Below are 24,394 nucleotides of genomic sequence, written 5' to 3'. Positions count from 1 at the left end.
GGTTGCTTAGATATGGCGAACCTCGACGATCTCGTACTCGACCACGCCGCTCGGGGTTTTTACCGCCACCACATCACCCTCCTCCTTGCCCACCAGGGCACGGGCGATCGGCGAGCTGACCGACAGCTTGCGCTGCTTGATGTCCGCCTCGTCCTCACCGACGATCTTGTAGGTCACGCTCTCGTCGGTTTCGACGTTGGCGATCTCCACCGTGGTGCCGAAGATCACCTTGCCGGTATGGGCGATGGTGGTCACATCGATGACCACCGCATTCTGCAGACGTCCCTCGATGTCACGGATACGCGCCTCGACCATGCCCTGCTGCTCGCGGGCGGCATGGTATTCGGCGTTCTCCTTGAGGTCGCCCAGCTCACGGGCGGTACCGATATCCTGACTGAGCTTCGGACGCACGACCTTGGTCAGGTGGGCCAGCTCTTCTTCCAGGGCGCGCGCGCCCTGGACGGTCATGGGGTATTTGATCATGCCTTGATTCCTGCATGGAGATCCTGCAAGCGGCGCACGGTCTTCTCGGGACCGAACTTGAGCGCCTCACAGATCGCCTGACCCGCCGCGATGGTGGTGGTGCAGTAGATCTTGTGCTGCAGGGCGTTACGACGGATCGAGTAGGAGTCAGCGATCGACTGACGCCCCTCGGTGGTGTTGATGATGAGGGTGACCTCATCATTCTTGATCATGTCGACCACGTGCGGACGGCCTTCGGTAACCTTGTTGACCCGGCGCACGGGCAGTCCGGCGGCCTCGATCAGCTTGGCGGTACCGGCGGTCGCGACCACCTCGAAGCCCAGGCCGATCAGGTCGCGAGCGACCTCGGCCACCAGGGGCTTGTCGTCGTCGCGCACGCTGATGAAGGCACAGCCGCTGTTCGGCAGCACTTCGCTGGCGCCCATCTGCGCCTTGGCGAAGGCCTCGCCGAAGGTGTCGCCCACGCCCATCACCTCGCCGGTGGACTTCATCTCCGGGCCGAGGATGGGGTCGACGCCGGGGAATTTGGCGAACGGGAACACCGCTTCCTTGACGCTGAAGAACGGCGGGATGATCTCCTCGCTGTAGCCGGCCTCGGCCAGCGACTTGCCCGCCATGACGCGGGCCGCCACCTTGGCCAGCGACTCGCCGACGCACTTGGAGACGAACGGCACGGTACGCGAAGCGCGCGGGTTCACTTCGATCACGAAGATATCCTCGCCCTGCACGGCCATCTGCACGTTCATCAGGCCGACCACGCCGAGCTCCAGGGCCATCTTCTTGACCTGGTCGCGGATCTCGTCCTGGATGTGCTTGGGCAGCGAGTAAGGCGGCAGCGAACAGGCCGAGTCACCGGAGTGCACGCCGGCCTGCTCGATGTGCTGCATGATCGCGCCGATCACCACGGTTTCGCCGTCGCACACCGCGTCGACATCGACTTCGATGGCGCAGTTGAGGAAGTGATCCAGCAGCACCGGGCTGTCGTTGGAGACCTTCACCGCCTCGCGCATGTAGCGCTTGAGTTCGTCTTCCTGGTAGACGATCTCCATGGCCCGGCCGCCCAGCACGTAGGACGGACGCACCACCAGCGGATAACCGATGGTCTTGGAGTGAGCCAGGGCCTCGTCTTCGCTGCGCGCGGTGGCGTTGGCCGGCTGGCGCAGGCCGAGACGCTGGACCATCTGCTGGAAACGCTCGCGGTCTTCGGCGCGATCGATGGCATCCGGACTGGTACCGATGATCGGCACGCCGGCTTCTTCCAGGGCGCGACAGATCTTCAGCGGGGTCTGGCCACCGTACTGCACGATCACGCCCTTGGGCTGCTCGACGCGGACGATTTCCAGCACGTCTTCCAGGGTCACCGGCTCGAAGTACAGGCGGTCCGAGGTGTCGTAGTCGGTGGAGACGGTTTCCGGGTTGCAGTTGACCATGATGGTCTCGTAACCATCTTCACGCATGGCCAGCGCCGCGTGTACGCAGCAGTAGTCGAACTCGATGCCCTGGCCGATGCGGTTGGGGCCGCCGCCGAGGATCATGATCTTCTCGCGGCTCGACGGATTGGCCTCGCACTCTTCCTCGTAGGTCGAGTACATGTACGCGGTGTCGGTGGCGAACTCGGCCGCGCAGGTATCCACACGCTTGTAGACCGGCAGCACCTTGAGCTTGTGGCGATGGCTGCGCAGGGTCTTCTCGGTCACACCCAGCAGCTTGGCCAGGCGGATATCGGAGAACCCCTTGCGCTTGAGCTTGTACATCAGGTCACGATCGATGGCCGACAGCGCCTGGGTCTTGATGCGCTCTTCGTCCTTGATCAGGTCTTCGATCTGCACCAGGAACCACTCGTCGATACGGGTCAGCTCGAAGACTTCTTCGATGGTCTTGCCCGCACGGAAGGCGTCCGCCACGTACCAGATACGGTCGGCGCTCGGCACGGTCAGCTCGCGGCGCAGGGTGCTTTCGGCTTCCGGATCGTTCAGGTCGAGTTTTTCGTCGAAACCGGCGACGCCGACTTCCAGGCCGCGCAGGGCTTTCTGCAGGGACTCCTGGAAGGTGCGGCCGATGGCCATGACTTCACCCACGGACTTCATCTGGGTGGTCAGGCGGGCGTCGGCCTTGGGGAACTTCTCGAAGGCGAAACGCGGGATCTTGGTCACCACGTAGTCGATGGCCGGCTCGAACGAGGCCGGGGTGCGGCCACCGGTGATGTCGTTGGACAACTCATCGAGGGTGTAACCCACGGCCAGCTTGGCGGCGATCTTGGCGATCGGGAAGCCGGTAGCCTTGGAAGCCAGGGCCGAGGAGCGCGACACGCGCGGGTTCATCTCGATCACCACCATGCGCCCGGTGTTCGGGCAGATGCCGAACTGCACGTTGGAGCCGCCGGTTTCCACGCCGATCTCGCGCAGCACCGCCAGGGAGGCGTTGCGCAGGATCTGGTATTCCTTGTCGGTCAGGGTCTGCGCCGGGGCGACGGTGATGGAGTCGCCGGTGTGCACGCCCATCGGGTCGAAGTTCTCGATGGCGCAGACGATGATGCAGTTGTCCTTCTTGTCGCGGACCACCTCCATCTCGTATTCCTTCCAGCCGATCAGCGACTCGTCGATCAGCAGCTCGCTGGTCGGCGACAGGTCGAGACCGCGGGCGCAGATTTCCTCGAACTCTTCACGGTTGTAGGCGATGCCGCCGCCGGTGCCGCCCATGGTGAAGGACGGCCGGATGATGCAGGGGAAGCCGACCTTCTCCAGCACGCCGTAGGCTTCTTCCATGCTGTGGGCGATGCCGGAAACCGGACAGGCCAGGCCGATGTCCTTCATCGCCTTGTCGAAGCGCGAGCGGTCCTCGGCCTTGTCGATGGTGTCGGCGTTGGCACCGATCATCTCGACGCCGAATTTCTCCAGCACGCCGTGGCGCTCCAGGTCCAGGGCGCAGTTCAGTGCGGTCTGGCCACCCATGGTCGGCAGCAGGGCGTCGGGGCGCTCCTTCTCGATGATCTTGGCCACGGTCTGCCACTTGATCGGCTCGATGTAGGTGGCGTCGGCCATCGACGGGTCGGTCATGATGGTGGCCGGGTTGGAGTTCACCAGGATGACGCGGAAACCCTCTTCCTTCAGGGCCTTGCAGGCCTGGGCGCCGGAGTAGTCGAACTCGCAGGCCTGGCCGATGACGATCGGGCCGGCGCCGAGGATCAGGATGCTTTTGATATCTGTACGTTTTGGCATGTCTCTTACTCGAATCCTTGGGTCAGTCGGCGTGGCTTAGCGGCGCTTGGCCATGGCTTCGATGAAGCGGTCGAACAGCGGCGCGACGTCGTGCGGGCCGGGGCTCGCCTCGGGGTGACCCTGGAAGCTGAAGGCGACCTTGTCGGTCCGCTCGATGCCCTGCAGGGTGCCGTCGAACAGCGACTTGTGGATGGCCCGGACGTTGCCCGGCAGGCTGCCCTCGTCCACGGCGAAGCCGTGGTTCTGGCTGGTGATCATCACCACGCCGGAATCGAGGTCCTGCACCGGGTGGTTGGCGCCGTGGTGGCCGTGGCCCATCTTCAGGGTCTTGGCGCCGGACGCCAGGGCCAGCAGCTGGTGGCCAAGGCAGATGCCGAACACCGGGATATCGGTTTCCAGCACGTCCTTGATGGCCTGGATCGCGTAATCGCACGGCTCGGGGTCGCCCGGGCCGTTGGACAGGAACACGCCATCGGGATTCAGCGCCAGCACTTCGCTGGCCGGGGTCTGTGCCGGCACCACGGTCAGGCGGCAGCCGCGCGCCACCAGCATGCGCAGGATGTTCAGCTTGACCCCGTAGTCGTAGGCCACCACGTGATAGGGCAGCTCGCCGGCCGGGATCTGCGGGTGGCTGTCGTCCTTCAGGTTCCAGGTGCTTTCGCGCCACTCGTAGGGCTCGGAGCAGCTGACCACCTTGGCCAGGTCCATGCCCTTGAGGCCGGGGAAGCTGCGCGCCAGTTCCAGGGCTTTTTCCTCGGTGGCGTCTGCGCCGGCGAGGATGCAGCCGTTCTGCGAACCCTTCTCGCGCAGGATGCGGGTCAGGCGGCGAGTGTCGATGCCGGCGATGGCAACGGTGCCGTTTTCCTTCAGGTAGTCGGGCAACGACTGCTTGTTGCGCCAGTTGCTGGCGGTCAGCGGCAGGTCACGAATGATCAGGCCGGCAGCCCAGACCCGATTGGACTCGGCGTCCTCCGGGGTGGTGCCGGTGTTGCCGATATGCGGATAGGTCAGGGTAACGATTTGCTGGGCATAGGAGGGATCGGTAAGGATTTCCTGATAGCCGGTCATGGCGGTATTGAACACCACCTCTCCAATAGTATGGCCATCGGCACCGATGGCCTCGCCGCGAAAAATGCTGCCGTCAGCAAGGGCGAGTATGGCTGGCTTAGTCAAGAAGACCTCCCGTCGATCAAGGCTTGAAGCAAACGCAGGTTGTAAAAAAGCGGGATGACGTATCGACCGTCACCCCGCTTTTTTATCTGATTCATTCTGCGTAACTTTTAGTGGACACACTAAAGCGGGAAGCTTACAGGAAAGTGACTTTTTGGTCCACATCCAGATAAGCCTCCGCCCAGTTGCGCGGGGCTCAGTTGAGCCCCAGAACGTCCTGCATGTCATACAACCCGGCATCCCGCCCCTGCAGCCACAGGGCGGAGCGCACCGCCCCCTTGGCGAAGGTCATGCGGCTGGAGGCCTTGTGGGTGATCTCCACCCGCTCGCCGTCGGCGGCAAACAGCACGGTATGGTCGCCGACCACGTCGCCGGCGCGCACGGTGGCAAAGCCGATGGTCTCGCGGGCGCGAGCGCCGGTCTGGCCTTCGCGGCCGTAGACCGCGACCTTCTGCAGATCACGCCCCAGGGCATTGGCCACCACTTCGCCCATGCGCAAAGCAGTCCCGGAGGGCGCATCGACCTTGTGCCGGTGGTGGGCCTCGATGATCTCGATATCCACCTCGTCGCCCAGCACCCGCGCCGCGGTATCCAGCAGCTTCAGGCAGAGGTTGACGCCGACGCTGAAGTTGGCGGCGAAGACGATCGGGATCTGCTTGCCCGCCTCGGCCAGCAGCTGCTTCTCCGCGACACTGAAGCCCGTGGTGCCGATGACCATGGCCTTGCCCGCCTGACGGCAGACCTCCAGGTTCTTCAGGGTCACCGAGGGGTGAGTGAAATCGATCAGCACATCGAACTGGTCCAGCACGGCAGCCAGGTCGCCGGACAACGGCACACCCAGCTTGCCCAGCCCGGTCAGCTCGCCGGCATCGGCACCGACCAGGCTGCTGTCCGGGCGATCGACCGCGGCACTCAGGCTGGCGCCTTCGGCCTGCTGCACCGCCTCGATCAGGGTCTTGCCCATGCGCCCCGCGGCGCCCATCACGGCAATTCGTTGCATATCTAGAAACTCCAAGCTGCAGGTCCGCCGCCGGGTATAGAGGGCTGACTCATACCATCATCAGCCCGAGCGCCCGGCCGGCCGACTCGTTACAAATCGCCAAAGAAGCGCTTGACGCCCTCGAACCAGCCACTGGCCTTGGGCGAGTGGGAACTGTCGCCAGCCAGGGACTGACGGAACTCCTCGAGCAGCTCGCGCTGACGCCGATCCAGATTGACCGGAGTCTCCACCGCGACCCGGCACATAAGGTCGCCAGCACCACCGCCGCGCACCGGCGCCACGCCCTTGCCGCGCAGGCGGAACAGCTTGCCGGTCTGGGTGCCTTCCGGAATCTTCAGCTTGACCCGGCCATCCAGGGTCGGCACTTCCAGCTCGCCGCCCAGGGCGGCGTCGGCGAAGCTGATCGGCACCTCGCAATACAGGTGCTTGCCGTCACGCTGGAAGATCGAGTGCTCGCGCACATTGACCACCACGTAAAGGTCGCCCGCCGGGCCACCCATGGCACCCGCCTCGCCCTCGCCGGACAGGCGAATGCGATCGCCGGTGTCGACGCCGGCCGGCACCTTGACCGACAGGGTCTTGTGCTCCTCGACCCGGCCGTGGCCGTGGCAGCTGCCACAGGGGTCGGTGATCATCTTGCCGTTGCCATGACAGCGTGGACAGGTCTGCTGCACCGAGAAGAAGCCCTGCTGCATGCGCACCTGGCCGATACCACCACAGGTGGTACAGGTCACCGGGCTGGTGCCCTTCTTGGCGCCCGAGCCATCGCAGCTCTTGCAGTTGACCAGGGTCGGCACGCGAATGGTCACCGTGGTGCCGCGCACCGCCTCTTCCAGGTCCAGCTCCAGGGTGTAGCGCAGGTCGCTGCCCCGCTGGGCGCCACCGCGCTGACCACCACGACCTCCGCCGAAGAAGTCGCTGAACACGTCGCCGAAGATATCGGAGAAGTTCGCGCCGCCGAAGCCGGCGCCACCGCCGCCACCCATGCTCGGGTCGACGCCGGCGTGGCCGTACTGGTCATAGGCGGCCCGCTTGCTGGCGTCGGACAGCACCTCGTAGGCCTCGTTGGCCTCCTTGAACTTCTCTTCCGACGCTTTGTCGTCGGGATTGCGGTCCGGGTGGTGCTTCATCGCCAGGCGCCGGTAAGCCTTCTTCAGCTCCGCCTCGCTGGCGCCGCGCTCGACACCCAGCACCTCGTAATAGTCACGTTTAGACATAGATCCTCAACACCCTCAAATCGCCTCCTCCAGACACGCCAACGCGGGAGCAAGCCCCCGCGCGGCGATTCATCCCGCCCGTGACGCGCGCCACGAGCGGATGGAGCAGCAGCAAGCCTGCGCTTACTTGTTGTCCTTGACCTCTTCGAACTCGGCGTCGACCACGTCGTCGCCAGCGTTCTTGGCCTGATCACCGGCGTCCGCTGCGGCACCCGCCTGCGGCTGCTCGGCGTACATCTTCTGCGCCAGCGGCGTGGTCGCCTCGGACAGGGCATTCATCTTGGCCTCGATGGCCGCCTTATCGTCACCCTTCACTGCCACTTCCAGCTCGCCCAGGGCCTTCTCGATCGCCGCCTTCTCATCCTCGGTAGCCTTGTCGCCAGCCTCGGTGAGCATCTTGCGGGTGGCATGCACCAGCTGGTCACCCTGGTTGCGCGCGGTCGCCAGTTCCTCGAACTTGCGGTCTTCCTCGGCATTGGCCTCGGCGTCGCGGACCATCTGCTCGATTTCCTCCTCGGACAGGCCGGAGTTGGCCTTGATCACGATGGACTGCTGCTTGCCGGTGGCCTTGTCCTTCGCGCCGACATGCAGGATGCCGTTGGCGTCGATGTCGAAGGTCACCTCGATCTGCGGCACGCCACGCGGAGCCGGCGGAATCTCGGCCAGGTCGAACTTGCCCAGCGACTTGTTCTGCGCGGCCTGCTTGCGCTCGCCCTGCAGCACGTGGATGGTCACGGCGCTCTGGTTGTCGTCGGCGGTGGAGAACACCTGGGACTTCTTGGTCGGGATGGTGGTGTTCTTCTCGATCAGTGCGGTCATCACCCCGCCCATGGTCTCGATACCCAGGGTCAGCGGAGAGACGTCCAGCAGCAGCACGTCCTTGACGTCGCCGGCCAGTACCGCGCCCTGAATGGCGGCGCCCATGGCCACGGCTTCGTCCGGATTGACGTCCTTGCGCGCTTCCTTGCCGAAGAACTCGGCAACGGTCTTCTGCACCAGCGGCATGCGGGTCTGGCCACCGACCAGGATCACGTCATGGATCGAACCGACGTCGATACCGGCATCCTTCAAGGCGATGCGGCACGGCTCGATGGTGCGCTGCACCAGGTCCTCGACCAGCGACTCCAGCTTGGAGCGGGAGATCTTCACGTTGAGGTGCTTGGGACCGCTGGCGTCGGCGGTGATGTACGGCAGGTTGACGTCGGTCTGCTGGCTCGAGGACAGCTCGATCTTGGCCTTCTCCGCCGCCTCTTTCAGGCGCTGCATGGCCAGCGGGTCGCCCTTGAGGTTCATGCCGGTTTCTTTCTTGAACTCTTCCACCAGGTAGTCGATCAGGCGCAGGTCGAAGTCCTCACCACCGAGGAAGGTGTCGCCGTTGGTGGCCAACACTTCGAACTGGTGCTCACCATCGACTTCGGCGATCTCGATCACCGAAATATCGAAGGTACCGCCACCCAGGTCATAGACGATCACGGTGTGATCGCCCTTGGCCTTGTCCATGCCATAGGCCAGGGCCGCGGCGGTCGGCTCGTTGATGATGCGCTTGACGTCCAGACCGGCGATGCGGCCGGCGTCCTTGGTGGCCTGACGCTGGCTGTCGTTGAAGTAGGCCGGTACGGTGATCACCGCCTCGGTCACAGGCTCGCCGAGGTAGTCTTCGGCGGTTTTCTTCATCTTCTTCAGCACTTCCGCGGAGATCTGCGGCGGCGCCATCTTCTGGTCCTTGACCTGCACCCAGGCGTCGCCGTTGTCAGCCTTGACGATCTTGTACGGGACCATCTGGATGTCTTTTTGCACCACGTTTTCTTCGAAGCGACGGCCGATCAGGCGCTTCACCGCGTACAGGGTGTTGTGCGGGTTGGTCACCGCCTGACGCTTGGCCGACTGACCGACGAGGATCTCGCCGTCGTTGCTGTAGGCGATGATCGACGGCGTGGTGCGAGCGCCTTCGGCGTTCTCCAGCACCTTGACGCTGCCGTTTTCCAGAATGGAGACGCAGGAGTTGGTAGTCCCCAGGTCGATACCGATGATTTTGCCCATATTCACTCTCCCGAAATTTCGATTTCCCCGCCGCCTTGCTTGACCGGCCGCGGTAGCACTAAAACGCTTGATTCAACAAATGGGGGCTCGCCGGCGAATTTCAAGCCTGCTCGTCGATGGACGGCGGCGCTTCGGCCGGGGCCTTGCTGACCACCACCATGGCCGGGCGCAACAGCCGACCGTTGAGCAGATAGCCCTTCTGGAACACCTTGAGCACGCTATTGGGCTCCACCTGGGTGCTCTCCTGCATGGCCATCGCCTGGTGCTGCTCCGGGTCGAACGGTGCGCCTTCCGGGTCGACCGCCTCCAGCTGGTGACGCTTGAGGGTGTCCTGGAACAGCTTGAGGGTCAGCTCCATGCCTTCGCGCACCGCCTTGATCGCCTCGTCGTTCGGGCTCGACAGCTCGAGCCCGCGCTCCAGGCTGTCGACCACCGGCAGCAGGTCGCTGGCGAACTTTTCCAGGGCGAACTTGTGCGCCTTCTCGACATCCTGCTCGGCGCGGCGACGCACGTTCTGCAGGTCGGCGGCCATGCGCAGGGCCTTGTCCTGAGCGGCAGCCAACTCCTCCTCGAGAACCTGGATACGGGCATCCAACTCGCCGCCCGCCGCCTCGACCTCGGCGGAAACCTCAGGAAGCTGGTTATCTTGGGTCTGTTCGTCTGCCATGCAACTCTCCTCTGATAATTCGGCACAGGTCGGAACCTGCGCACCTGCCGCCTATATGGGGCCTAAATTTCACGCTTCAAGGGCGGCGGGAGGATTGTCAGCGGCAAAACAAACACTGTATAAATAACCAGACTTCAACCTCGAGAGGCCTCGCCATGCTGGTGCACCTGTCCGTACACAACTACGCCATCGTTGAACATCTCGACCTGGAGCTGGACAGCGGGATGAGCGTGATCAGCGGCGAAACCGGCGCCGGCAAGTCGATCATGCTCGACGCCCTCGGCCTCTGCCTGGGCGACCGTGCGGACAGCGGCGTGGTGCGCCCCGGCGCGGACAAGGCGGACATCCTCGCCAGCTTCGACCTCAGCGACATTCCCGAAGCGCGGGCCTGGCTAGCCGAGCACGACCTGGAGCACGACGGCCCGTGCATCCTGCGTCGGGTGATCACTGCCGAAGGCCGCTCGCGCGGCTATATCAACGGCTCGCCCTGCCCGCAAGGCGACCTCAAGGCCCTCGGCGAGCTGCTGATCGACATCCACAGCCAGCACGAACACCAGTCCCTGCTCAAGGCCGACACCCATCGCCGCCTGCTCGACGAGTACGCCGGCAGCCAGGAACTGGCGCGCCAGGTACAGCTGGCCGCGCAACGCTGGAAGCAGACCAAGAGCGAACTGGAACGCCTCTCCGGCCTCGGCGACGAGCAGCGCGCCCGCCATCAGCTGCTCAGCTATCAGCTCGAGGAACTGGACAACCTGGCCCTCGGCGAACAGGAGCTGGAACAGCTCGAGCAGGAGCACAAGACCCTGACCAACGCCGAAAGCCTGCTCAGCGCCTGCCGCCTGGTGATCGAGCAATGCAGCGAGAATGATGCCGGCAACGTGCTGTCGGCATTGACCGGCAGCCTCAACCGCCTCAGCGGCTTCCAGGGCCAACCCGGCGCCCTCAACGAGGCGATCAACCTGCTGGCCAGTGCGCAGATCCAGGTGGAAGAGGCGGTCGGCGAGCTGAATCGCTTTCTCGACCACTTCGACGCCGACCCCGAGCGCCTGCAGATGCTCGAGGAGCGCCTCGACATCATCTACACCCTGGCGCGCAAGCACCGCATCCAGCCCAGCGAGATGGCCGCGCTGCAGCAGCAGCTGTTCGAGGAACTGGAAAGCCTCAACGCCGACGACCAGGCCGTCGAGCGCCTCGGCGAAGAGCTCGACGCCTATGCCCGCCACTACCAGGAAAAGGCCGCGGAGCTGAGCGCCCTGCGCAACGAGGCCGCCAACCGCCTCGCCACGGCCGTGGAGACGGAGATGCACAGCCTGGGCATGCCTGGCGGGCGCTTCACTATCCAGCTGCGCGGCAACAGCAGCGACGAGCCGCAGGCCAACGGTTTGGAGCAGGTCGAGTTCCTGGTCAGCGCCAACCCCGGGCAGCCGCTCAAGGCCCTGGCCAAAGTCGCCTCCGGCGGCGAGCTGTCGCGTATCAGCCTGGCCATCCAGGTGATCACCGCCCAGACCTCACGGGTGCCGACCCTGGTCTTCGACGAAGTCGACGTCGGCATTGGCGGGCCGACCGCCGAGGTGGTCGGCCAGCTGCTGCGCCGCCTCGGCGAGCGCGGCCAGGTCCTGACCGTCACCCACCTGCCGCAGGTGGCGGCACAAGGGCACCAGCACCTGTTCGTGCACAAGGTGCGGGAAAGCGACGCGACCCGCACCGCGGTGAGCAAGCTCGAGCGTCACCAGCGGGTCGAGGAGATCGCCCGCATGCTCGGCGGCGTCGACCTCACCGAGGAGTCCCTGGCCCACGCCCGGCAGATGGTCGCCAGCGCCCAGGCCTGAGCGAGTAGCGGCGCCAAGCAACAAAAAAGGCGACCCCCAGGGTCGCCTTTCTCATGCCGCGCCAGTGCGCCTACTTCTTCTTGCGCACGTAGAGCACCAGGTTGTGATCGACCAGCTCGAAGCCGTGCTCGCGGACGATCTCCTTCTGCCGCTTCTCGATTTCCGGGTCGAAGAACTCGATCACCTCGCCGGATTCGACACAGACCATGTGATCGTGATGGCCGCTGTCGGCCAGCTCGAACACCGCATGGCCGCCATCGAAATTGTGCCGCACCACCAGACCAGCCGCCTCGAACTGGGTCAACACGCGATACACCGTGGCCAGACCGACATCCTCGCCCGCCTCCATCAGCGCCTTGTAAACATCCTCTGCGCTCATGTGGCGCTGCTCGGCGGAATCGAGCATCTGCAATATCTTGACCCTCGGCAGGGTCACTTTCAGGCCAGCCTTGCGTAGTTCGCTATTTTCAACCATGGTCTGCTTTCTCGTGGAAGCGGTTTTGCAGCTTCCCTTATTACGGGTATGATCCGGGTTTACGTTGCCCAGCCAAGATAGTGGAAGTCACCCACCGATGCAAAATGCCAAGATCCTGCTGACCAGCCTCACCTTAACGGGGCTCTTCGCACTCGCCGGTTGCTCATTCCCCGGGGTTTACAAAATCGACATCCAACAGGGCAATGTCGTGACGCAGGACATGATAGACCAGTTGCGCCCTGGAATGACCCGCCGCCAAGTGCGGTTTATCATGGGCAACCCGCTGCTCACCGACACCTTCCACAGCAACCGCTGGGACTACCTCTACAGCATCCAGCCGGGGGGCGGTCAGCGCCTGCAGGAGCGCGTCAGCCTGGTCTTCGATGGCAACGACCAACTGGCCGGCCTGTCCGGGGACTTCATGCCGGGCGTCAGCCGCGACCAGGCGATCCTCGGCGAGGACGGCGATCCGACCACGCCGGTCAGCGCTGAGCCGCAGATCGAGGACGCCGCGCCGGCTCCGGGCTCGCTGCTCGAGCAGATCCAGCGCGAGGTCGACGAAGTCAGAACCGTACCAGTGCCGGTTCCCGAGCCCCTGGAAAGCTCGCCGCAGTAGCCGTTAGAAACAAAAAAGCCCGGAAGATCTCCGGGCTTTTTTTGTGGTCGGCGCTTAGACATCAAACGCCCTGCTCGTCGGCCTTGGCCTTGGCCGCTCGGGCGGCCCGCTGCTTGCGCACCTCCTTCGGATCGGCAATCAGCGGACGATAGATCTCCACGCGCTCTCCATCTTCCAGCACACGCTCATCGGGCTTGGCCACCGCCTTGCCGAAGATTCCCAGCGGGCTGCTCGCCAGGTCCAGGTCCGGGAAGTGCACATCCATTCCGGACTGCAACGCCGCCTGCCGCACCGTGGTGCCATAAGGCAGGCTCAGACGCAGCAGCTTCTGCTTGTCGGCCAAGGCATAGACCACCTCGACCACTATGGTTCTGCTATCCATACAACTCCTTGGCCCTCTGGCAGAAGGCATCCACCAGGGTGTTGGCAGCCTGGTTGAACAACGGCCCTAGGGTCGCACGCACCAGCGGTCCGGCGTAGTCGAAGGTCAGATCCAGGCTGATCTTGCAGGCCTTCTCCCCCAGCACCTTGAACTCCCAGCGACCCTGCAGCTGGGTGAACGGCCCCTCTTCCAGGTTCAGCTCGATGGACTGCCCTGCAACCAGCGTGTTGCAGGTAACGAAGCGCTGGCGCAGCGCACCCTTGGCCACGCCGAGGCTGGCGCGCATGTGGGTCTCGCTCAGCTCCAGCACTTCGCTGGCCGAGCACCAGGGCAGGAACTGCGGGTAGCTGGCCACGTCGTTGACCAGGTCGTACAGCGCCTGCGCCGGATAGGGCAACAGGGCCGAGCGGTGGATATGCGTACTCATAGACCGGCGACTTCACTCATCAGCTTGCGTGCCCTCATTTGCTCAACTCGGCGACGAACACCACCAGCACGCCGACAGGGGCCACCACGCGAATCAGCCAGTAAGCCAGATTGAACAGCAGCGGACTCTTGATCGCCAGCTCCTCGCGCACCGCTTCGCGGCTCAGCACCCAGCCGGCGAACAAGGCGAAGGCCAGGCCACCGAGCGGCAGGAGAATGCGGCTGGTCAGGTAGTCGATGCTGTCGAAGAAGGTCTTGCCGCCCTCGGCGCCCCACTGGAACAGATGGAAGCCATCCTCGGCGAAGACGAAGAACTTGGCCTCGGCACCGACATTGAACGACAACACCGTACCCATGCCGATCACCCAGCACAGCAGCGCCAGCAGCGCGGTGACCGTGGTCCGGCTGCGCCCACTGCGCTCGACGAAATAGGCCACCGCCGGCTCCAGCATGGAGATCGACGAACTCCAGGCCGCCACCGCCACCAGCACGAAGAACACCAGGCCCATCAACTGGCCGAAGGCGATATTGCCGAAGGCGATCGGCAGGGTGACGAACATCAGCCCGGGACCGGCGCCCGGCTCCAGGCCGGCGGCGAACACGATCGGGAACAACGCCAGGCCGGCGGTCAGGGCGACCAGGGTATCGAGCAGCCCGACCGCGATCACCGTCGCGCCGATGGACGAATTCTTCGGCATATAGGCACCGTAGACCATGATCGAGCCGACACCCACGCTGAGGGTGAAGAAGGCGTGGCCCATGGCGGCGAGGATGCCCTCGCGCACCTTGCTCGGGTCGAAATGGAAGAGGAAGTCGAAACCCTGCATGAAGTGCCCGGTGGTCAGGCTGTAGCCGAGCAGCACCAGCAGCAGGACGAACAGCAGCGGCATCATGATGCGCAGGCTGCGTTCCAGGCCGGCGACCACGCCGCGGGCGATGACCAGCGCGGTGAGGAACATGAACAGCGTATGCCACAGGGTCAGGCGCCAGGGGTCGCTGGTCAGCCCGCCGAATGCGGCGCCGGCCCCCTCGCCGCTGATCCCGACGAAGTCGCCGCCGGCCATGCCGAGGATATAGTCCAGGGACCAACCGGCGACCACGCTATAGAAGGACAGGATCAGCAGCGCGGCGATCATCCCCATCACCGCGGCCAGCGACCAGCCGCGGGACTTCCCCGCTTCGATGGCCAGGTTCTTCATGGCGTTGACCGGGCTCTGCCGGCCGCGACGGCCGATCAGGGTTTCCGCCAGCATGATCGGCACCCCGACCAAGGCGATGCAGATCAGGTACATGGCGACGAAGGCACCGCCGCCGTAGACGCCGGTCATGTAGGGGAACTTCCAGATATTGCCCAGCCCCACGGCCGAGCCGGTCGCCGCGAGAATGAAGACCCAGCGGCTGGCCCAGGCGCCGTGAATCGAGACCTTGTCGTTCGCCATGTGCGACTCGCCCGTTCTGATTGGAAAAAAGATCGGGCATTGTCGGGGATTCACCGAATCGGCTCAAGCGCAGCCGCCGCGGGCCGGTGAATATCCGTGATTTTGCCCTGCGCAGCGCATGGCGTCCGCGCAGGCGACTCCCTATAATGCGCGCCCTATGGCTAAACAAAAGAAACACCCTCAAGGCACCATCGCGCAGAACAAGAAGGCGCTGCACGATTATTTCGTCGACCAGAAGTTCGAGGCGGGCCTGGCCCTGGCCGGCTGGGAAGTGAAGAGCCTGCGCGCCGGCAAGGCCCAGTTGGTCGACAGCTACGTGCTGCTCAAGGACGACGAGGCCTGGCTGATGGGCTGCCACATCACCCCGTTGAAGACCGCCAGCACCCACGTGATCGCCGACCCGACCCGCACGCGCAAGCTGCTGCTGAACAAGCGCGAGCTGGACAAGCTGTTCGGCTCGGTGCAGCAGAAGGGCTACACCTGCGTGGCCCTGTCGCTCTACTGGAAGCAGCACCTGGTCAAGTGCGAGATCGCCCTGGCCAAGGGCAAGAAGGACTTCGACAAGCGTCACACCGAGAAAGAGCGCGACGCCGACCGCGAAGTGCAGCGCGCCATGCGCAGCAAAGGCAAGGACGAGTGAGCTCGGGAGCCAAGCGCTCCCGCCCCGCTGCTGGCCTCTACTAGCGCAGACTGCGCCGCTGCGCCCGCGCCACCCGCTGCACCTCCTGCTGCACCTCGGAAAGCACCTCCCGGACATAGTCGATATGCTGGTTCGACAGCTCCCGCGCCTCTTCGGCACGCCCCTCCATGATCGCCTCGAACAAGGCCCGGTGCTGAGTGATCAGCATGTCCCGGGTCTCGCTGCGCTGGGCGTACATGCCGCCGATATTGGTCACCACGTTGCGCTTGAGCAGGTCGAACAGGCCGCGAATGGTGTGCAGCAGCACCGCGTTGTGGCTGGCCTCGGCGATGGCCAGATGAAATCGCGCATCGGCCGCCCCCTCCTCGGCGCGGGTGACCTTGCCGCTGCGGCTGTAGCAGTCCTGCAGCGCGGCGAAGGCCTCGCTCAGGCGCTCGCGGTCCAGTTCGGTGGCGCGCAATGCAGCGTAGTAGGCGCAGGAACCCTCCAGGGTGTGGCGGAACTCCAGTAGATCGCGCTGCGCCTCGGGGTTGTTTTCCAGCAGTTCCAGCAGCGGATCGCTGAAGGTCGAACCCAGCGACTCGGCGACATAGTTGCCGCCGCCCTGGCGACTGACCAGCAGCCCCTTGGCCACCAGCTTCTGAATCGCCTCACGCAGCGATGGCCGCGATACGCCGAAGCGCTCGGACAGCACCCGCTCGGCCGGCAGGCGCTCGCCTGCCTTCAGCGAGCCCTCGAGAATCATGGTTTCCAGCTGCTCGACGATGGTGTCCGACAAGCGCCGCTGGCGCACCTGATCTACTTCCATTCCCCACTCTCCATTGGTTTTACCAGCTTTCCAGCAAGCCTATAGCGCACCGCATAGGCACACAAGGCCGCCCCCTCCTACCAAAGTCGCAGCACCGGAATTTGACAGCAACGGCCGCAGGCTTTTAACCTGACACGGTCGCCTTGTAAATTGGTCTTACCAATACAGCCCGACAACAAACAACAATTCCAAAAATAGCCACGCCGAGGTCTTCCCATGTCGGTCATGTCCATCACGCCGCTTGCTGCATTCCATCTGCCGAATCCATCGCGTCCCGCGCGCCACTGACCGGAGGTCCCGCCATGTCATCCGGTCTGCTCGCACTACTCGCCTTCTCCCCCATCCTGCTCGCCGCCATCCTGCTGATCGGCCTGCGCTGGCCCGCCAAACGCGCCATGCCGCTGGTCTACCTGCTCACGGCGGGCATCGCCCTGTACGCCTGGGACATGAGCCTCAACCGCGTACTCGCCTCCACCGTGCAAGGCCTGGTAATCACCGCCGGCGTGCTGTGGATCATCTTCGGCGCGATTCTGCTGCTCAACACCCTCAAGCATTCCGGCGGGATCACCAAGATCCGCGCCGGATTCGCCACCATCAGCCCGGACCGTCGCATCCAGGCGATCATCATTGCCTGGTTGTTCGGCTGCTTCATTGAGGGCGCCTCGGGCTTCGGCACGCCGGCGGCGATCGCCGCGCCCCTGCTGGTAGCCATCGGCTTCCCGGCCATGGCCGCGGTGATGCTCGGCATGCTGGTGCAGAGCACGCCGGTGTCCTTCGGTGCGGTCGGCACGCCGATCATCATCGGCATCAACAGCGGCCTGGACAGCGCCGCCCTGGGTGCGCAACTGAGCGCCCAGGGCTCCAGCTGGGAGATTTTCCTGCAGCTGATAACCAGCAACGTGGCGATCATCCACGCCCTGGTCGGCACCCTGATGCCGCTGATCATGGTGCTGATGCTGACGCGCTTCTTCGGCCAGCAGAAAAGCTGGAAGGCCGGCTTCGAGGTGCTGCCGTTCGCCCTCTTCGCCGGCCTGGCCTTCACCCTGCCCTACATGGCTACCGGCGTATTCCTCGGCCCCGAGTTCCCGTCCCTGGCGGGCGGCCTGATCGGCCTGGCCATCGTCACCTGTGCCGCCCGCGTGGGCTTCCTGGTGCCCAAGAAGACCTGGGACTTCGCCCCGGCGCAGGACTGGCCGAGCGAGTGGCTGGGCAGCGTGGAGATGAAGCTGGACGCGCTGAGCGCCAAGCCGATGAGCAGCCTGCGCGCCTGGTTCCCCTACGTGCTGGTCGGCGCCCTGCTGGTCATCAGCCGGGTCTTCCCGGACGTCAGCGCGGCGCTGAAGTCGGTGCTACTGGTATTCCCCGACATCCTCGGCGAGAGCGGCATCAAGGCCGACTTCATGCCGCTGTACCTGCCCGGCGGCATCCTGGTGACGGTGGTGCTGGCGACCTTCTTCCTGCACCGCATGAAGCTGCGCGAACTGACCGCCGCGATCGGCGAATCGAGTAAGGTCCTGCTCGGCGCCGGCTTCGTCCTGCTGTTCACCGTGCCCATGGTGCGCATCCTGATCAACTCCGGGGTCAACGCCGCCGACCTTCCGAGCATGCCGATCGCCATGGCCCGCTACGTGGCCGACAGCGTCGGCGGTGTCTACCCGCTGCTGGCGCCCAGCGTCGGCGCCCTGGGTGCCTTCATCGCCGGCTCCAATACCGTCAGCAACATGATGCTCAGCCAGTTCCAGTACGGCGTCGCGCACAGCCTGGGGATCTCCGGGGCGCTGATCGTCGCGGTGCAGGCCATCGGCGCGGCAGCCGGCAACATGGTGGCGATCCACAACGTGGTCGCCGCCTCGGCCACGGTCGGCCTGCTCGGCCGCGAGGGCAGCACCCTGCGCAAGACCGTCTGGCCTACCCTGTACTACGTGCTGTTCACCGGGCTGATCGCCCTCATCGCGATCTACCTGCTGGGCATCAGCGACCCGCTGGTGGCCCGCTGAAGCACGCTTGAATCCGCGCCCCGCTGACCCGCGGCGCGGCCGTATCCACAACCCGCAGAACCCGGCGCCGATATCGCCGCCGGGTTCTGCGGACCACCGGGCCCACCCGGAGCGCACAACCATGAGCCAGCTGTTCCACAACGCCGCGCCCAACGCCACCCGCGTCGCGCCGCCCCTGCCGCAACCGCGCCAGTATCCGCCGCACAAGCCCGAGCAGGTCTACCTGTTCGGCACCTGCGTGGTCGACCTGTTCTTCCCGGAAGCGGGGATGGACGCGATCCACCTGCTGGAGCGCGAGGGCATCCGCGTGCACTTCCCCCAGGACCAGGGCTGCTGCGGCCAGCCGGCCTATACCTCCGGCTACACCGCGGAGGCGCGCGAGGTGGCGCGCCGGCAGCTGCAGCTGTTCCGCGAGGACTGGCCGGTGGTGGTGCCGTCCGGCTCCTGCGCCGGCATGCTGCGCGAGCACTATGCCGAGCTGTTCAAGGACGAGCCCGACCTGCACGCCCGTCTCCAGGCCCTGGCCGAGCGCACCTATGAACTGGCCGAGTTTCTCCTCCATGTATGCAAGGTGCAGCTGCAGGACCAGGGCACGCCGACCAAGGTGGCCCTGCACACCTCCTGCAGCGCGCGCCGGGAGATGAACACCCACCTGCACGGCCGCGCCCTGCTGGCGCAACTGAGCCAGGTGGAGCGCGTCGAGCACGACCACGAGAGCGAGTGCTGCGGCTTCGGCGGCACCTTCAGCGTGCGCATGCCGGACATCTCCGGGGCGATGGTCGCGGACAAGACCCGCGCCCTGCAGGACTCCGGTGCCGCCCAGGTGGTCAGCGCCGACTGCGGCTGCCTGATGAACATCAACGGTGCCCTGGAGAAGCAGCGCGCCGCCCTGCGCGGCCAGCACCTGGCCAGTTTCCTCTGGCAGCGCACGAGGAGCGAGCGATGAACGGCGAGCAACGCATTCCCAGCGTGCAATTGGGTGACGAATCCGTCGCACCGGGCTTCAAACAGCGCGCCCATGACGCGCTGGGCGATGCCCAGCTGCGCAAGAACTTCCGCACCGCCATGGATTCGCTGATGGCCAAGCGCGCCAGCGCCTTCAGCGATGCCGACGAACGCGAGCGGCTGCGCGCCCTGGGCAACCAGATTCGCGCCCGCGCACTATCCAAGCTGCCCGAGCTGCTCGAGCAACTGGAACGGAACCTGATTCGCAACGGTGTGAAGGTGCACTGGGCGGAAACGGTGGACGAGGCCAACGCCATCGTCCTGCAGATCGCCCGCGCTCACGAGGCGCGACAAGTGATCAAGGGCAAATCGATGGTCAGCGAGGAAATGGAGATGAACCATTTCCTCGAAGGCCAGGGCATTGAATGCCTGGAATCGGACATGGGCGAGTACATCGTCCAGCTCGACCACGAGAAGCCTTCTCATATCATTATGCCGGCGATCCACAAGAATGCCGGTCAGGTCGCGTCCTTGTTCCACGACAAACTTGGCGTGGAATACACCAAGGACGTCGACCAACTCATTCAGATCGGCCGGCGCACCCTGCGCCGGAAGTTCTTCGAGGCCGACATCGGCGTGTCCGGGGTCAACTTCGCGGTAGCCGAGACCGGCACCCTGCTGCTGGTGGAGAACGAAGGCAACGGCCGCATGAGCACCACCGTGCCCCGGGTGCACATCGCCGTGACCGGTATCGAGAAGGTGGTGGAGAACCTGCGCGACACCGTGCCGCTGCTGTCGCTGCTGACCCGCTCGGCCCTGGGCCAGCCGATCACCACCTACGTCAACATGATCTCCGCTCCGCGCCAGGCCGACGAATTGGACGGCCCCGAGGAAGTCCACCTGGTGCTGCTGGACAACGGCCGCAGCCAGGCCTTCGCCGACAGCGAACTGCGCCAGACCCTGAACTGCATCCGCTGCGGCGCCTGCATGAACCATTGCCCGGTGTACACGCGCATTGGCGGCCACGCCTACGGCGAGGTCTATCCTGGGCCGATCGGCAAGATCATCACCCCCCACCTGGTCGGCCTGAACAAGGTCCCCGAGCACCCCAGCGCCTCGTCGCTGTGCGGCGCCTGCGGCGAGGTCTGCCCTGTGAAGATCCCCATCCCCTCGCTGCTGCGGCGCCTGCGCGAAGAGAACGTGAAAAAACCCGACGACCCGCAGCGGGTCATGCGCGGCCAGGGCAGCAAGTACTCGGCGGGCGAACGCCTGGCCTGGAAAACCTGGCGCACGCTCTACACCACGCCGCTGCTGTACCGCCTGTTCAGCTTCCTGGCCACCCGCCTGGGCGGCCTGACGCCGAGCAAGCTCGGCCCCTGGACCGAGCACCACAGCGCACCGGTTCCGGCCAAGCGCTCGCTGCATGAACTGGCCCGTCAGCACCTGGAGGGCAAATGATGAGTGCTCGAATCACCGGAGGGTGCGCCACGCGCACCATCACCGGAACGCCCGAGGTGCGCTCGGCGCACCCTACCGTTGCTGCATATACGGGAGCATCAGCATGAGCGCCAAAGCCAATATCCTCGCCAAGCTCAAGCGCAGCCTGGAAGGCACCACGCCGCTCGCCGACGACTTCGACGAGGCGCTGGTGACCCAGCCCTGGAGCTACCCGGCCGAACAGCGCATCCCGCGCCTGCGCCAGCTGATGGAGGCGGTGCATACCGAGACCCACCTGTGCCGCCAGGCCGAGTGGCCGGCGCTGGTCGAGCGCCTGCTGGCCGAGCGCGGCATCGCCAGCCTGCTGATCGCCCCGGGCACCGTGCATGGCCAGCAGCTCGCCGAGCACTGCCAGCAGAGTGGCAGCCCACTCGCGCTCAAGGCCTACGACCGGCCCATCGAGCAGTGGAAGGCCGAGCTGTTCGACGACACCCCGGCCAGCCTGACCGGCACCCTCGGCGCCATCGCCTCCACCGGCAGCCTGATCCTCTGGCCAAGCCGCGAGGAACCGCGCCTAATGAGCCTGGTACCGCCGCTGCACATCGCCCTGCTCAAGGCCAGCCAGGTGCGGGACAACCTCTACCAGGTGCAGCGGGAAATGGGCTGGGCCACCGGCATGCCGACCAACGCCCTGCTGGTGTCCGGGCCGTCGAAGACCGCCGACATCGAACAGGTGCTGGCCTATGGCGCCCACGGCCCGAAGGATCTGATCGTACTGATCCTGGAGGATGCATGAGTCTGCCGGCGACTTTTCTCCAGCAGGTCGAACGCCTGATCCCGCGCCAGCGGCGCTTCGACGACCCGCTGTCGACCCTGGCCTTCGGCACCGACGCCAGCTTCTACCGCCTTATCCCAAAGCTGGTCGTGCGCGTCGAGTCCGAGGAGGAAGTGGTGCAGCTGCTCCAGCTGGCCAGCGCCGAGCGCGTGCCGGTGACCTTCCGCGCCGCCGGCACCAGCCTGTCCGGCCAGGCCATCAGCGACTCGTTGCTGATCGTCCTGGGTGACAACTGGAACGGCCGCGAGGTGCGCAACCAGGGCGCGCAGATCCGCCTGCAACCGGGGGTCATCGGCGCCCAGGCCAACGTCGCGCTGGCGCCCTGGCAGCGCAAGATCGGCCCGGACCCGGCCTCGATCAACGCTTGCAAGATCGGCGGCATCGTCGCCAACAACGCCAGTGGCATGTGCTGCGGCACCGCGCAGAACAGCTACCACACCCTGGCCGGCATGCGCCTGGTGCTGGCCGACGGCAGCGTGCTGGACACCGAGGACGCCGCCAGCGTCGCCGCCTTCCAGGCCCGTCATGGCGAGCTGCTCGAGCAGCTCGCCCGCCTCGGCCGGCAGACCCGCGCCGACTCCGAGCTGGCCGCGCGCATTCGCCACAAGTACCGCTTGAAGAACACCACCGGGCTGTCGCTCAACGCCCTGGTCGACTTCGACCAGCCGCTGGACATCCTCAGCCACCTGCTGGTCGGCTCCGAGGGCACCCTGGGCTTCATCAGCTCGGTGACCTACCACACCGTGCCGGACCATCCGCACAAGGCCAGCGCCCTGCTGGTATTCCCCGACGTGGACAGTTGCTGTCGCGCGGTCAGCGTGCTGAAAAGCCAGCCGGTGTCGGCGGTGGAACTGCTGGACCGCCGCAGCCTGCGCTCGGTCGAGAACAAGCCGGGCATGCCCGAATGGGTCAGGGGCCTGTCGGCCGGCGCCTGCGCCCTGCTGATCGAGGCGCGGGCGGCCAGCCAGAGCCTGCTGCACGAACAGCTGGCGCAGATCATGGACTCGCTCGCCGACTTTACGCTGGAGAAGCGGGTCGACTTCAGCGAGGACCCGGCGGTCTACAACCAGCTGTGGAAGATCCGCAAGGACACCTTCCCCGCCGTCGGCGCGGTGCGCGAGACCGGCACCACGGTGATCATCGAGGACGTCACCTTCCCGGTCGAGCAACTGGCCGAGGGCGTCAACCGCCTGCTGGCGCTGTTCGACAAGCACGGCTACGACGAGGCGATCATCTTCGGCCATGCCCTGGAGGGCAACCTGCACTTCGTCTTCACCCAGGGTTTCGACAGCCCCGAGCAGGTGGCGCGCTACCAGGCCTTCATGGACGAGGTGGCGCAGCTGGTGGCGGTGGAGTTCGGCGGCTCGCTCAAGGCCGAGCACGGCACCGGACGCAACATGGCGCCCTTCGTCGAGCTGGAGTGGGGCACGGACGCCTACCAGCTGATGTGGCGGATCAAGCGCCTGCTCGACCCCCTGGGCATCCTCAACCCGGACGTGGTGCTCAGCGAAGACCCGCAGATCCACCTGAAACACCTCAAGCCGCTGCCGGCCGCCGACGAGCTGGTCGACAAGTGCATCGAGTGCGGCTTCTGCGAGCCGGTCTGCCCGTCCAAGGAGCTGACCCTGAGCCCGCGCCAGCGCATCGTCATCTGGCGCGACATCCAGGCCAGGCAGCGGCGCGGCGAAGACACCCGCGAGCTCGAGCGCCGCTACCAGTACCAGGGCCTCGACACCTGCGCCGCCACCGGCCTGTGCGCCCAGCGCTGCCCGGTGGGCATCAACACCGGCGACCTGGTGCGCAAGCTGCGCGGTCGCGACGCCAGCCAACAGAGGCGCGCCAACTGGCTGGCCACGCATTTCGCCGCCACCCTCAGCGCCGCGCGCCTGACTCTGCGCGCCGCCGACGGCGCCCGCCGGCTGCTCGGCGCGCCGCTGCTGACGAAAGTCTCGAGCGGCCTGCACACGGCCTCGGGCCAGCGCCTACCGCAGTGGAGCAGCGCCATGCCCCAGGCCGTGCAGCAGATCCGCATCGGCGCGGCGACCGACGACGCGCGACCGCGGGTGGTCTACCTGGCCGCCTGCGTCTCACGGGTCATGGGCCCGGCATTCGCCGACCGGGAGCAGATGCCGCTGATCGACAAGACCCGCGCCCTGCTGGAAAAGGCCGGCTTCCAGGTCGTCTTTCCGGAGGGCCAGGACAACCTGTGCTGCGGCCAGCCCTTCGCCTCCAAGGGCTATGCCGAACAGGCCGAACGCAAGCGCCAGGAACTGCTCGACACGCTGCTCGAGGCCAGCCGCGGCGGCCTGGACCCGGTCTACTGCGACACCAGCCCCTGCACCCTGCGCCTGCTACAGGACGGCCTGGACCCACGGCTCAAGCTGTTCGACCCGGTGAAGTTCATCCGCGAGAAACTCCTGGATAGATTGCAGATCACCCCGCAGCAGCAGCCCGTGGCGGTACACGTGACCTGCAGCACCCAGCACCTGGGCGAGGCCCAGGGACTGATCGACATCGCCCGCCGCTGCGCCCGCGAGGTGATTGTCCCCGAGGGCATCCACTGCTGCGGCTTCGCCGGCGACAAGGGCTTCACCACCCCGGAGCTCAACGCCCATGCGCTGCGCACGCTGCAGGATGCGGTGCAGCACTGCAGCGAGGGGCTGTCCACCAGCCGCACCTGCGAGATCGGCCTGAGCCAGCATGCCGGCATCGACTACCACGGCCTGGTCTACCTGGTCGATCGGGTCTCCCGGCCTAGAGTCTGACGCAC

Annotated in this window: 19 protein-coding genes and 1 pseudogene; 8 read left to right on the top strand and 12 right to left on the bottom strand. The window is 65.6% G+C overall.

Going from position 1 to position 24,394, the window contains the following annotated elements; translation table 11 throughout:
* Window positions 1–6: 6 nt before the first annotated feature.
* From greA to grpE, 7 genes and pseudogenes are all read right to left on the bottom strand, one after another.
* Complete coding sequence (greA, locus tag LPB260_RS23660; protein WP_208708296.1) at window positions 7–483, bottom strand: transcription elongation factor GreA; 477 nt, start codon at window positions 481–483, stop codon at window positions 7–9.
* Entirely contained in the window at window positions 480–3,701 is a 3,222-nt protein-coding gene (carB, locus tag LPB260_RS23655; RefSeq protein ID WP_208708295.1) for a carbamoyl-phosphate synthase large subunit, read from the bottom strand. The genes greA and carB overlap by 4 nt, the downstream gene beginning before the upstream one ends.
* A 36-nt stretch (window positions 3,702–3,737) precedes the next feature.
* Window positions 3,738–4,874, bottom strand: a complete 1,137-nt coding sequence (carA, locus tag LPB260_RS23650; protein WP_208708294.1) for a glutamine-hydrolyzing carbamoyl-phosphate synthase small subunit — start codon at window positions 4,872–4,874, stop codon at window positions 3,738–3,740.
* A 193-nt stretch (window positions 4,875–5,067) separates the two neighbouring features.
* The gene (gene dapB / locus LPB260_RS23645) at window positions 5,068–5,871 is read right to left on the bottom strand and encodes a 4-hydroxy-tetrahydrodipicolinate reductase (protein WP_208708293.1); all 804 of its coding nucleotides are present in this window, start codon (window positions 5,869–5,871) and stop codon (window positions 5,068–5,070) included.
* Window positions 5,872–5,960: 89 nt separating this feature from the next.
* Window positions 5,961–7,088, bottom strand: a complete 1,128-nt coding sequence (dnaJ, locus tag LPB260_RS23640; protein ID WP_208708292.1) for a molecular chaperone DnaJ — start codon at window positions 7,086–7,088, stop codon at window positions 5,961–5,963.
* A gap of 123 nt (window positions 7,089–7,211) precedes the next feature.
* Entirely contained in the window at window positions 7,212–9,128 is a 1,917-nt protein-coding gene (gene dnaK / locus LPB260_RS23635; protein ID WP_208708291.1) for a molecular chaperone DnaK, read from the bottom strand.
* Between the two features lie 100 nt (window positions 9,129–9,228).
* A pseudogene (gene grpE / locus LPB260_RS23630) lies at window positions 9,229–9,798 on the bottom strand (nucleotide exchange factor GrpE); the annotation flags it as partial.
* Window positions 9,799–9,950: 152 nt separating this feature from the next.
* Here grpE and recN point away from each other — a divergent pair.
* Window positions 9,951–11,624, top strand: coding sequence for a DNA repair protein RecN (gene recN, locus LPB260_RS23625; protein WP_208708289.1), 1,674 nt, complete (start codon window positions 9,951–9,953; stop codon window positions 11,622–11,624).
* A 70-nt stretch (window positions 11,625–11,694) separates the two neighbouring features.
* Here the strand turns inward: recN and fur are convergent, their stop codons facing one another.
* A complete protein-coding gene (gene fur, locus LPB260_RS23620) occupies window positions 11,695–12,099 on the bottom strand; it encodes a ferric iron uptake transcriptional regulator (RefSeq protein WP_208708288.1) in 405 nt (134 codons plus the stop codon).
* A gap of 97 nt (window positions 12,100–12,196) precedes the next feature.
* Between fur and LPB260_RS23615 the strand changes: the two genes are divergently transcribed.
* The gene (locus LPB260_RS23615) at window positions 12,197–12,715 is read left to right on the top strand and encodes an outer membrane protein assembly factor BamE (protein ID WP_208708287.1); all 519 of its coding nucleotides are present in this window, start codon (window positions 12,197–12,199) and stop codon (window positions 12,713–12,715) included.
* Window positions 12,716–12,776: 61 nt separating this feature from the next.
* Here LPB260_RS23615 and LPB260_RS23610 read toward each other — a convergent pair whose 3' ends face one another.
* The 3 genes from LPB260_RS23610 to LPB260_RS23600 are packed head-to-tail and all read right to left on the bottom strand — an operon-like array spanning window position 12,777 to window position 14,962.
* Window positions 12,777–13,097, bottom strand: a complete 321-nt coding sequence (locus LPB260_RS23610; protein WP_208708286.1) for an RnfH family protein — start codon at window positions 13,095–13,097, stop codon at window positions 12,777–12,779.
* Window positions 13,090–13,524: a type II toxin-antitoxin system RatA family toxin gene (locus LPB260_RS23605; protein WP_208708285.1), complete on the bottom strand. Its 435-nt coding sequence runs from the start codon at window positions 13,522–13,524 to the stop codon at window positions 13,090–13,092. Before LPB260_RS23605 ends, LPB260_RS23610 begins: the two co-directional genes overlap by 8 nt.
* A gap of 34 nt (window positions 13,525–13,558) precedes the next feature.
* Window positions 13,559–14,962: a sodium-dependent transporter gene (locus LPB260_RS23600; RefSeq protein WP_208708284.1), complete on the bottom strand. Its 1,404-nt coding sequence runs from the start codon at window positions 14,960–14,962 to the stop codon at window positions 13,559–13,561.
* 157 nt (window positions 14,963–15,119) lie between these two features.
* On the opposite strand from LPB260_RS23600, the gene smpB reads away from it, so the two are divergent.
* Window positions 15,120–15,602, top strand: coding sequence for an SsrA-binding protein SmpB (gene smpB / locus LPB260_RS23595; RefSeq protein ID WP_208708283.1), 483 nt, complete (start codon window positions 15,120–15,122; stop codon window positions 15,600–15,602).
* A 40-nt stretch (window positions 15,603–15,642) separates the two neighbouring features.
* Here the strand turns inward: smpB and LPB260_RS23590 are convergent, their stop codons facing one another.
* On the bottom strand, window positions 15,643–16,410 hold the full coding sequence (locus LPB260_RS23590) for an FCD domain-containing protein (RefSeq protein WP_208708282.1): 768 nt from the start codon (window positions 16,408–16,410) through the stop codon (window positions 15,643–15,645).
* A 302-nt stretch (window positions 16,411–16,712) separates the two neighbouring features.
* Here LPB260_RS23590 and LPB260_RS23585 point away from each other — a divergent pair, with 302 nt between their 5' ends.
* The 5 genes from LPB260_RS23585 to LPB260_RS23565 all read left to right on the top strand — a co-directional run bounded on the left by LPB260_RS23585 (window position 16,713) and on the right by LPB260_RS23565 (window position 24,389).
* A complete protein-coding gene (locus LPB260_RS23585; RefSeq protein WP_208708281.1) occupies window positions 16,713–18,407 on the top strand; it encodes an L-lactate permease in 1,695 nt (564 codons plus the stop codon).
* Window positions 18,408–18,528: 121 nt separating this feature from the next.
* The gene (locus tag LPB260_RS23580; RefSeq protein WP_208708280.1) at window positions 18,529–19,353 is read left to right on the top strand and encodes a (Fe-S)-binding protein; all 825 of its coding nucleotides are present in this window, start codon (window positions 18,529–18,531) and stop codon (window positions 19,351–19,353) included.
* Complete coding sequence (locus tag LPB260_RS23575) at window positions 19,350–20,810, top strand: LutB/LldF family L-lactate oxidation iron-sulfur protein (protein ID WP_208708279.1); 1,461 nt, start codon at window positions 19,350–19,352, stop codon at window positions 20,808–20,810. Before LPB260_RS23580 ends, LPB260_RS23575 begins: the two co-directional genes overlap by 4 nt.
* A gap of 103 nt (window positions 20,811–20,913) precedes the next feature.
* On the top strand, window positions 20,914–21,585 hold the full coding sequence (locus LPB260_RS23570; protein ID WP_208708278.1) for a lactate utilization protein C: 672 nt from the start codon (window positions 20,914–20,916) through the stop codon (window positions 21,583–21,585).
* Window positions 21,582–24,389 (top strand): FAD-binding and (Fe-S)-binding domain-containing protein, encoded by a 2,808-nt coding sequence (locus tag LPB260_RS23565; RefSeq protein WP_208708277.1) that lies wholly within the window; start codon window positions 21,582–21,584, stop codon window positions 24,387–24,389. The genes LPB260_RS23570 and LPB260_RS23565 overlap by 4 nt, the downstream gene beginning before the upstream one ends.
* Window positions 24,390–24,394: the final 5 nt, after the last annotated feature.

Source organism: Pseudomonas sp. LPB0260 (assembly GCF_013388395.1).
Note: the sequence above shows the minus strand (reverse complement) of the source record. Positions and strands in the feature narration are given on the sequence as shown.

Coding starts and splice junctions, on each gene's coding strand:
- greA (WP_208708296.1), bottom strand. CDS start 483: ATGATCAAATACCCCATGACCGTCCAGGGCGCGCGCGCCCTGGAAGAA.
- carB (WP_208708295.1), bottom strand. CDS start 3,701: ATGCCAAAACGTACAGATATCAAAAGCATCCTGATCCTCGGCGCCGGC.
- dapB (WP_208708293.1), bottom strand. CDS start 5,871: ATGCAACGAATTGCCGTGATGGGCGCCGCGGGGCGCATGGGCAAGACC.
- dnaJ (WP_208708292.1), bottom strand. CDS start 7,088: ATGTCTAAACGTGACTATTACGAGGTGCTGGGTGTCGAGCGCGGCGCC.
- dnaK (WP_208708291.1), bottom strand. CDS start 9,128: ATGGGCAAAATCATCGGTATCGACCTGGGGACTACCAACTCCTGCGTC.
- recN (WP_208708289.1), top strand. CDS start 9,951: ATGCTGGTGCACCTGTCCGTACACAACTACGCCATCGTTGAACATCTC.
- fur (WP_208708288.1), bottom strand. CDS start 12,099: ATGGTTGAAAATAGCGAACTACGCAAGGCTGGCCTGAAAGTGACCCTG.
- LPB260_RS23615 (WP_208708287.1), top strand. CDS start 12,197: ATGCAAAATGCCAAGATCCTGCTGACCAGCCTCACCTTAACGGGGCTC.
- LPB260_RS23610 (WP_208708286.1), bottom strand. CDS start 13,097: ATGGATAGCAGAACCATAGTGGTCGAGGTGGTCTATGCCTTGGCCGAC.
- LPB260_RS23605 (WP_208708285.1), bottom strand. CDS start 13,524: ATGAGTACGCATATCCACCGCTCGGCCCTGTTGCCCTATCCGGCGCAG.
- LPB260_RS23600 (WP_208708284.1), bottom strand. CDS start 14,962: ATGGCGAACGACAAGGTCTCGATTCACGGCGCCTGGGCCAGCCGCTGG.
- smpB (WP_208708283.1), top strand. CDS start 15,120: ATGGCTAAACAAAAGAAACACCCTCAAGGCACCATCGCGCAGAACAAG.
- LPB260_RS23590 (WP_208708282.1), bottom strand. CDS start 16,410: ATGGAAGTAGATCAGGTGCGCCAGCGGCGCTTGTCGGACACCATCGTC.
- LPB260_RS23585 (WP_208708281.1), top strand. CDS start 16,713: ATGTCATCCGGTCTGCTCGCACTACTCGCCTTCTCCCCCATCCTGCTC.
- LPB260_RS23580 (WP_208708280.1), top strand. CDS start 18,529: ATGAGCCAGCTGTTCCACAACGCCGCGCCCAACGCCACCCGCGTCGCG.
- LPB260_RS23575 (WP_208708279.1), top strand. CDS start 19,350: ATGAACGGCGAGCAACGCATTCCCAGCGTGCAATTGGGTGACGAATCC.
- LPB260_RS23570 (WP_208708278.1), top strand. CDS start 20,914: ATGAGCGCCAAAGCCAATATCCTCGCCAAGCTCAAGCGCAGCCTGGAA.
- LPB260_RS23565 (WP_208708277.1), top strand. CDS start 21,582: ATGAGTCTGCCGGCGACTTTTCTCCAGCAGGTCGAACGCCTGATCCCG.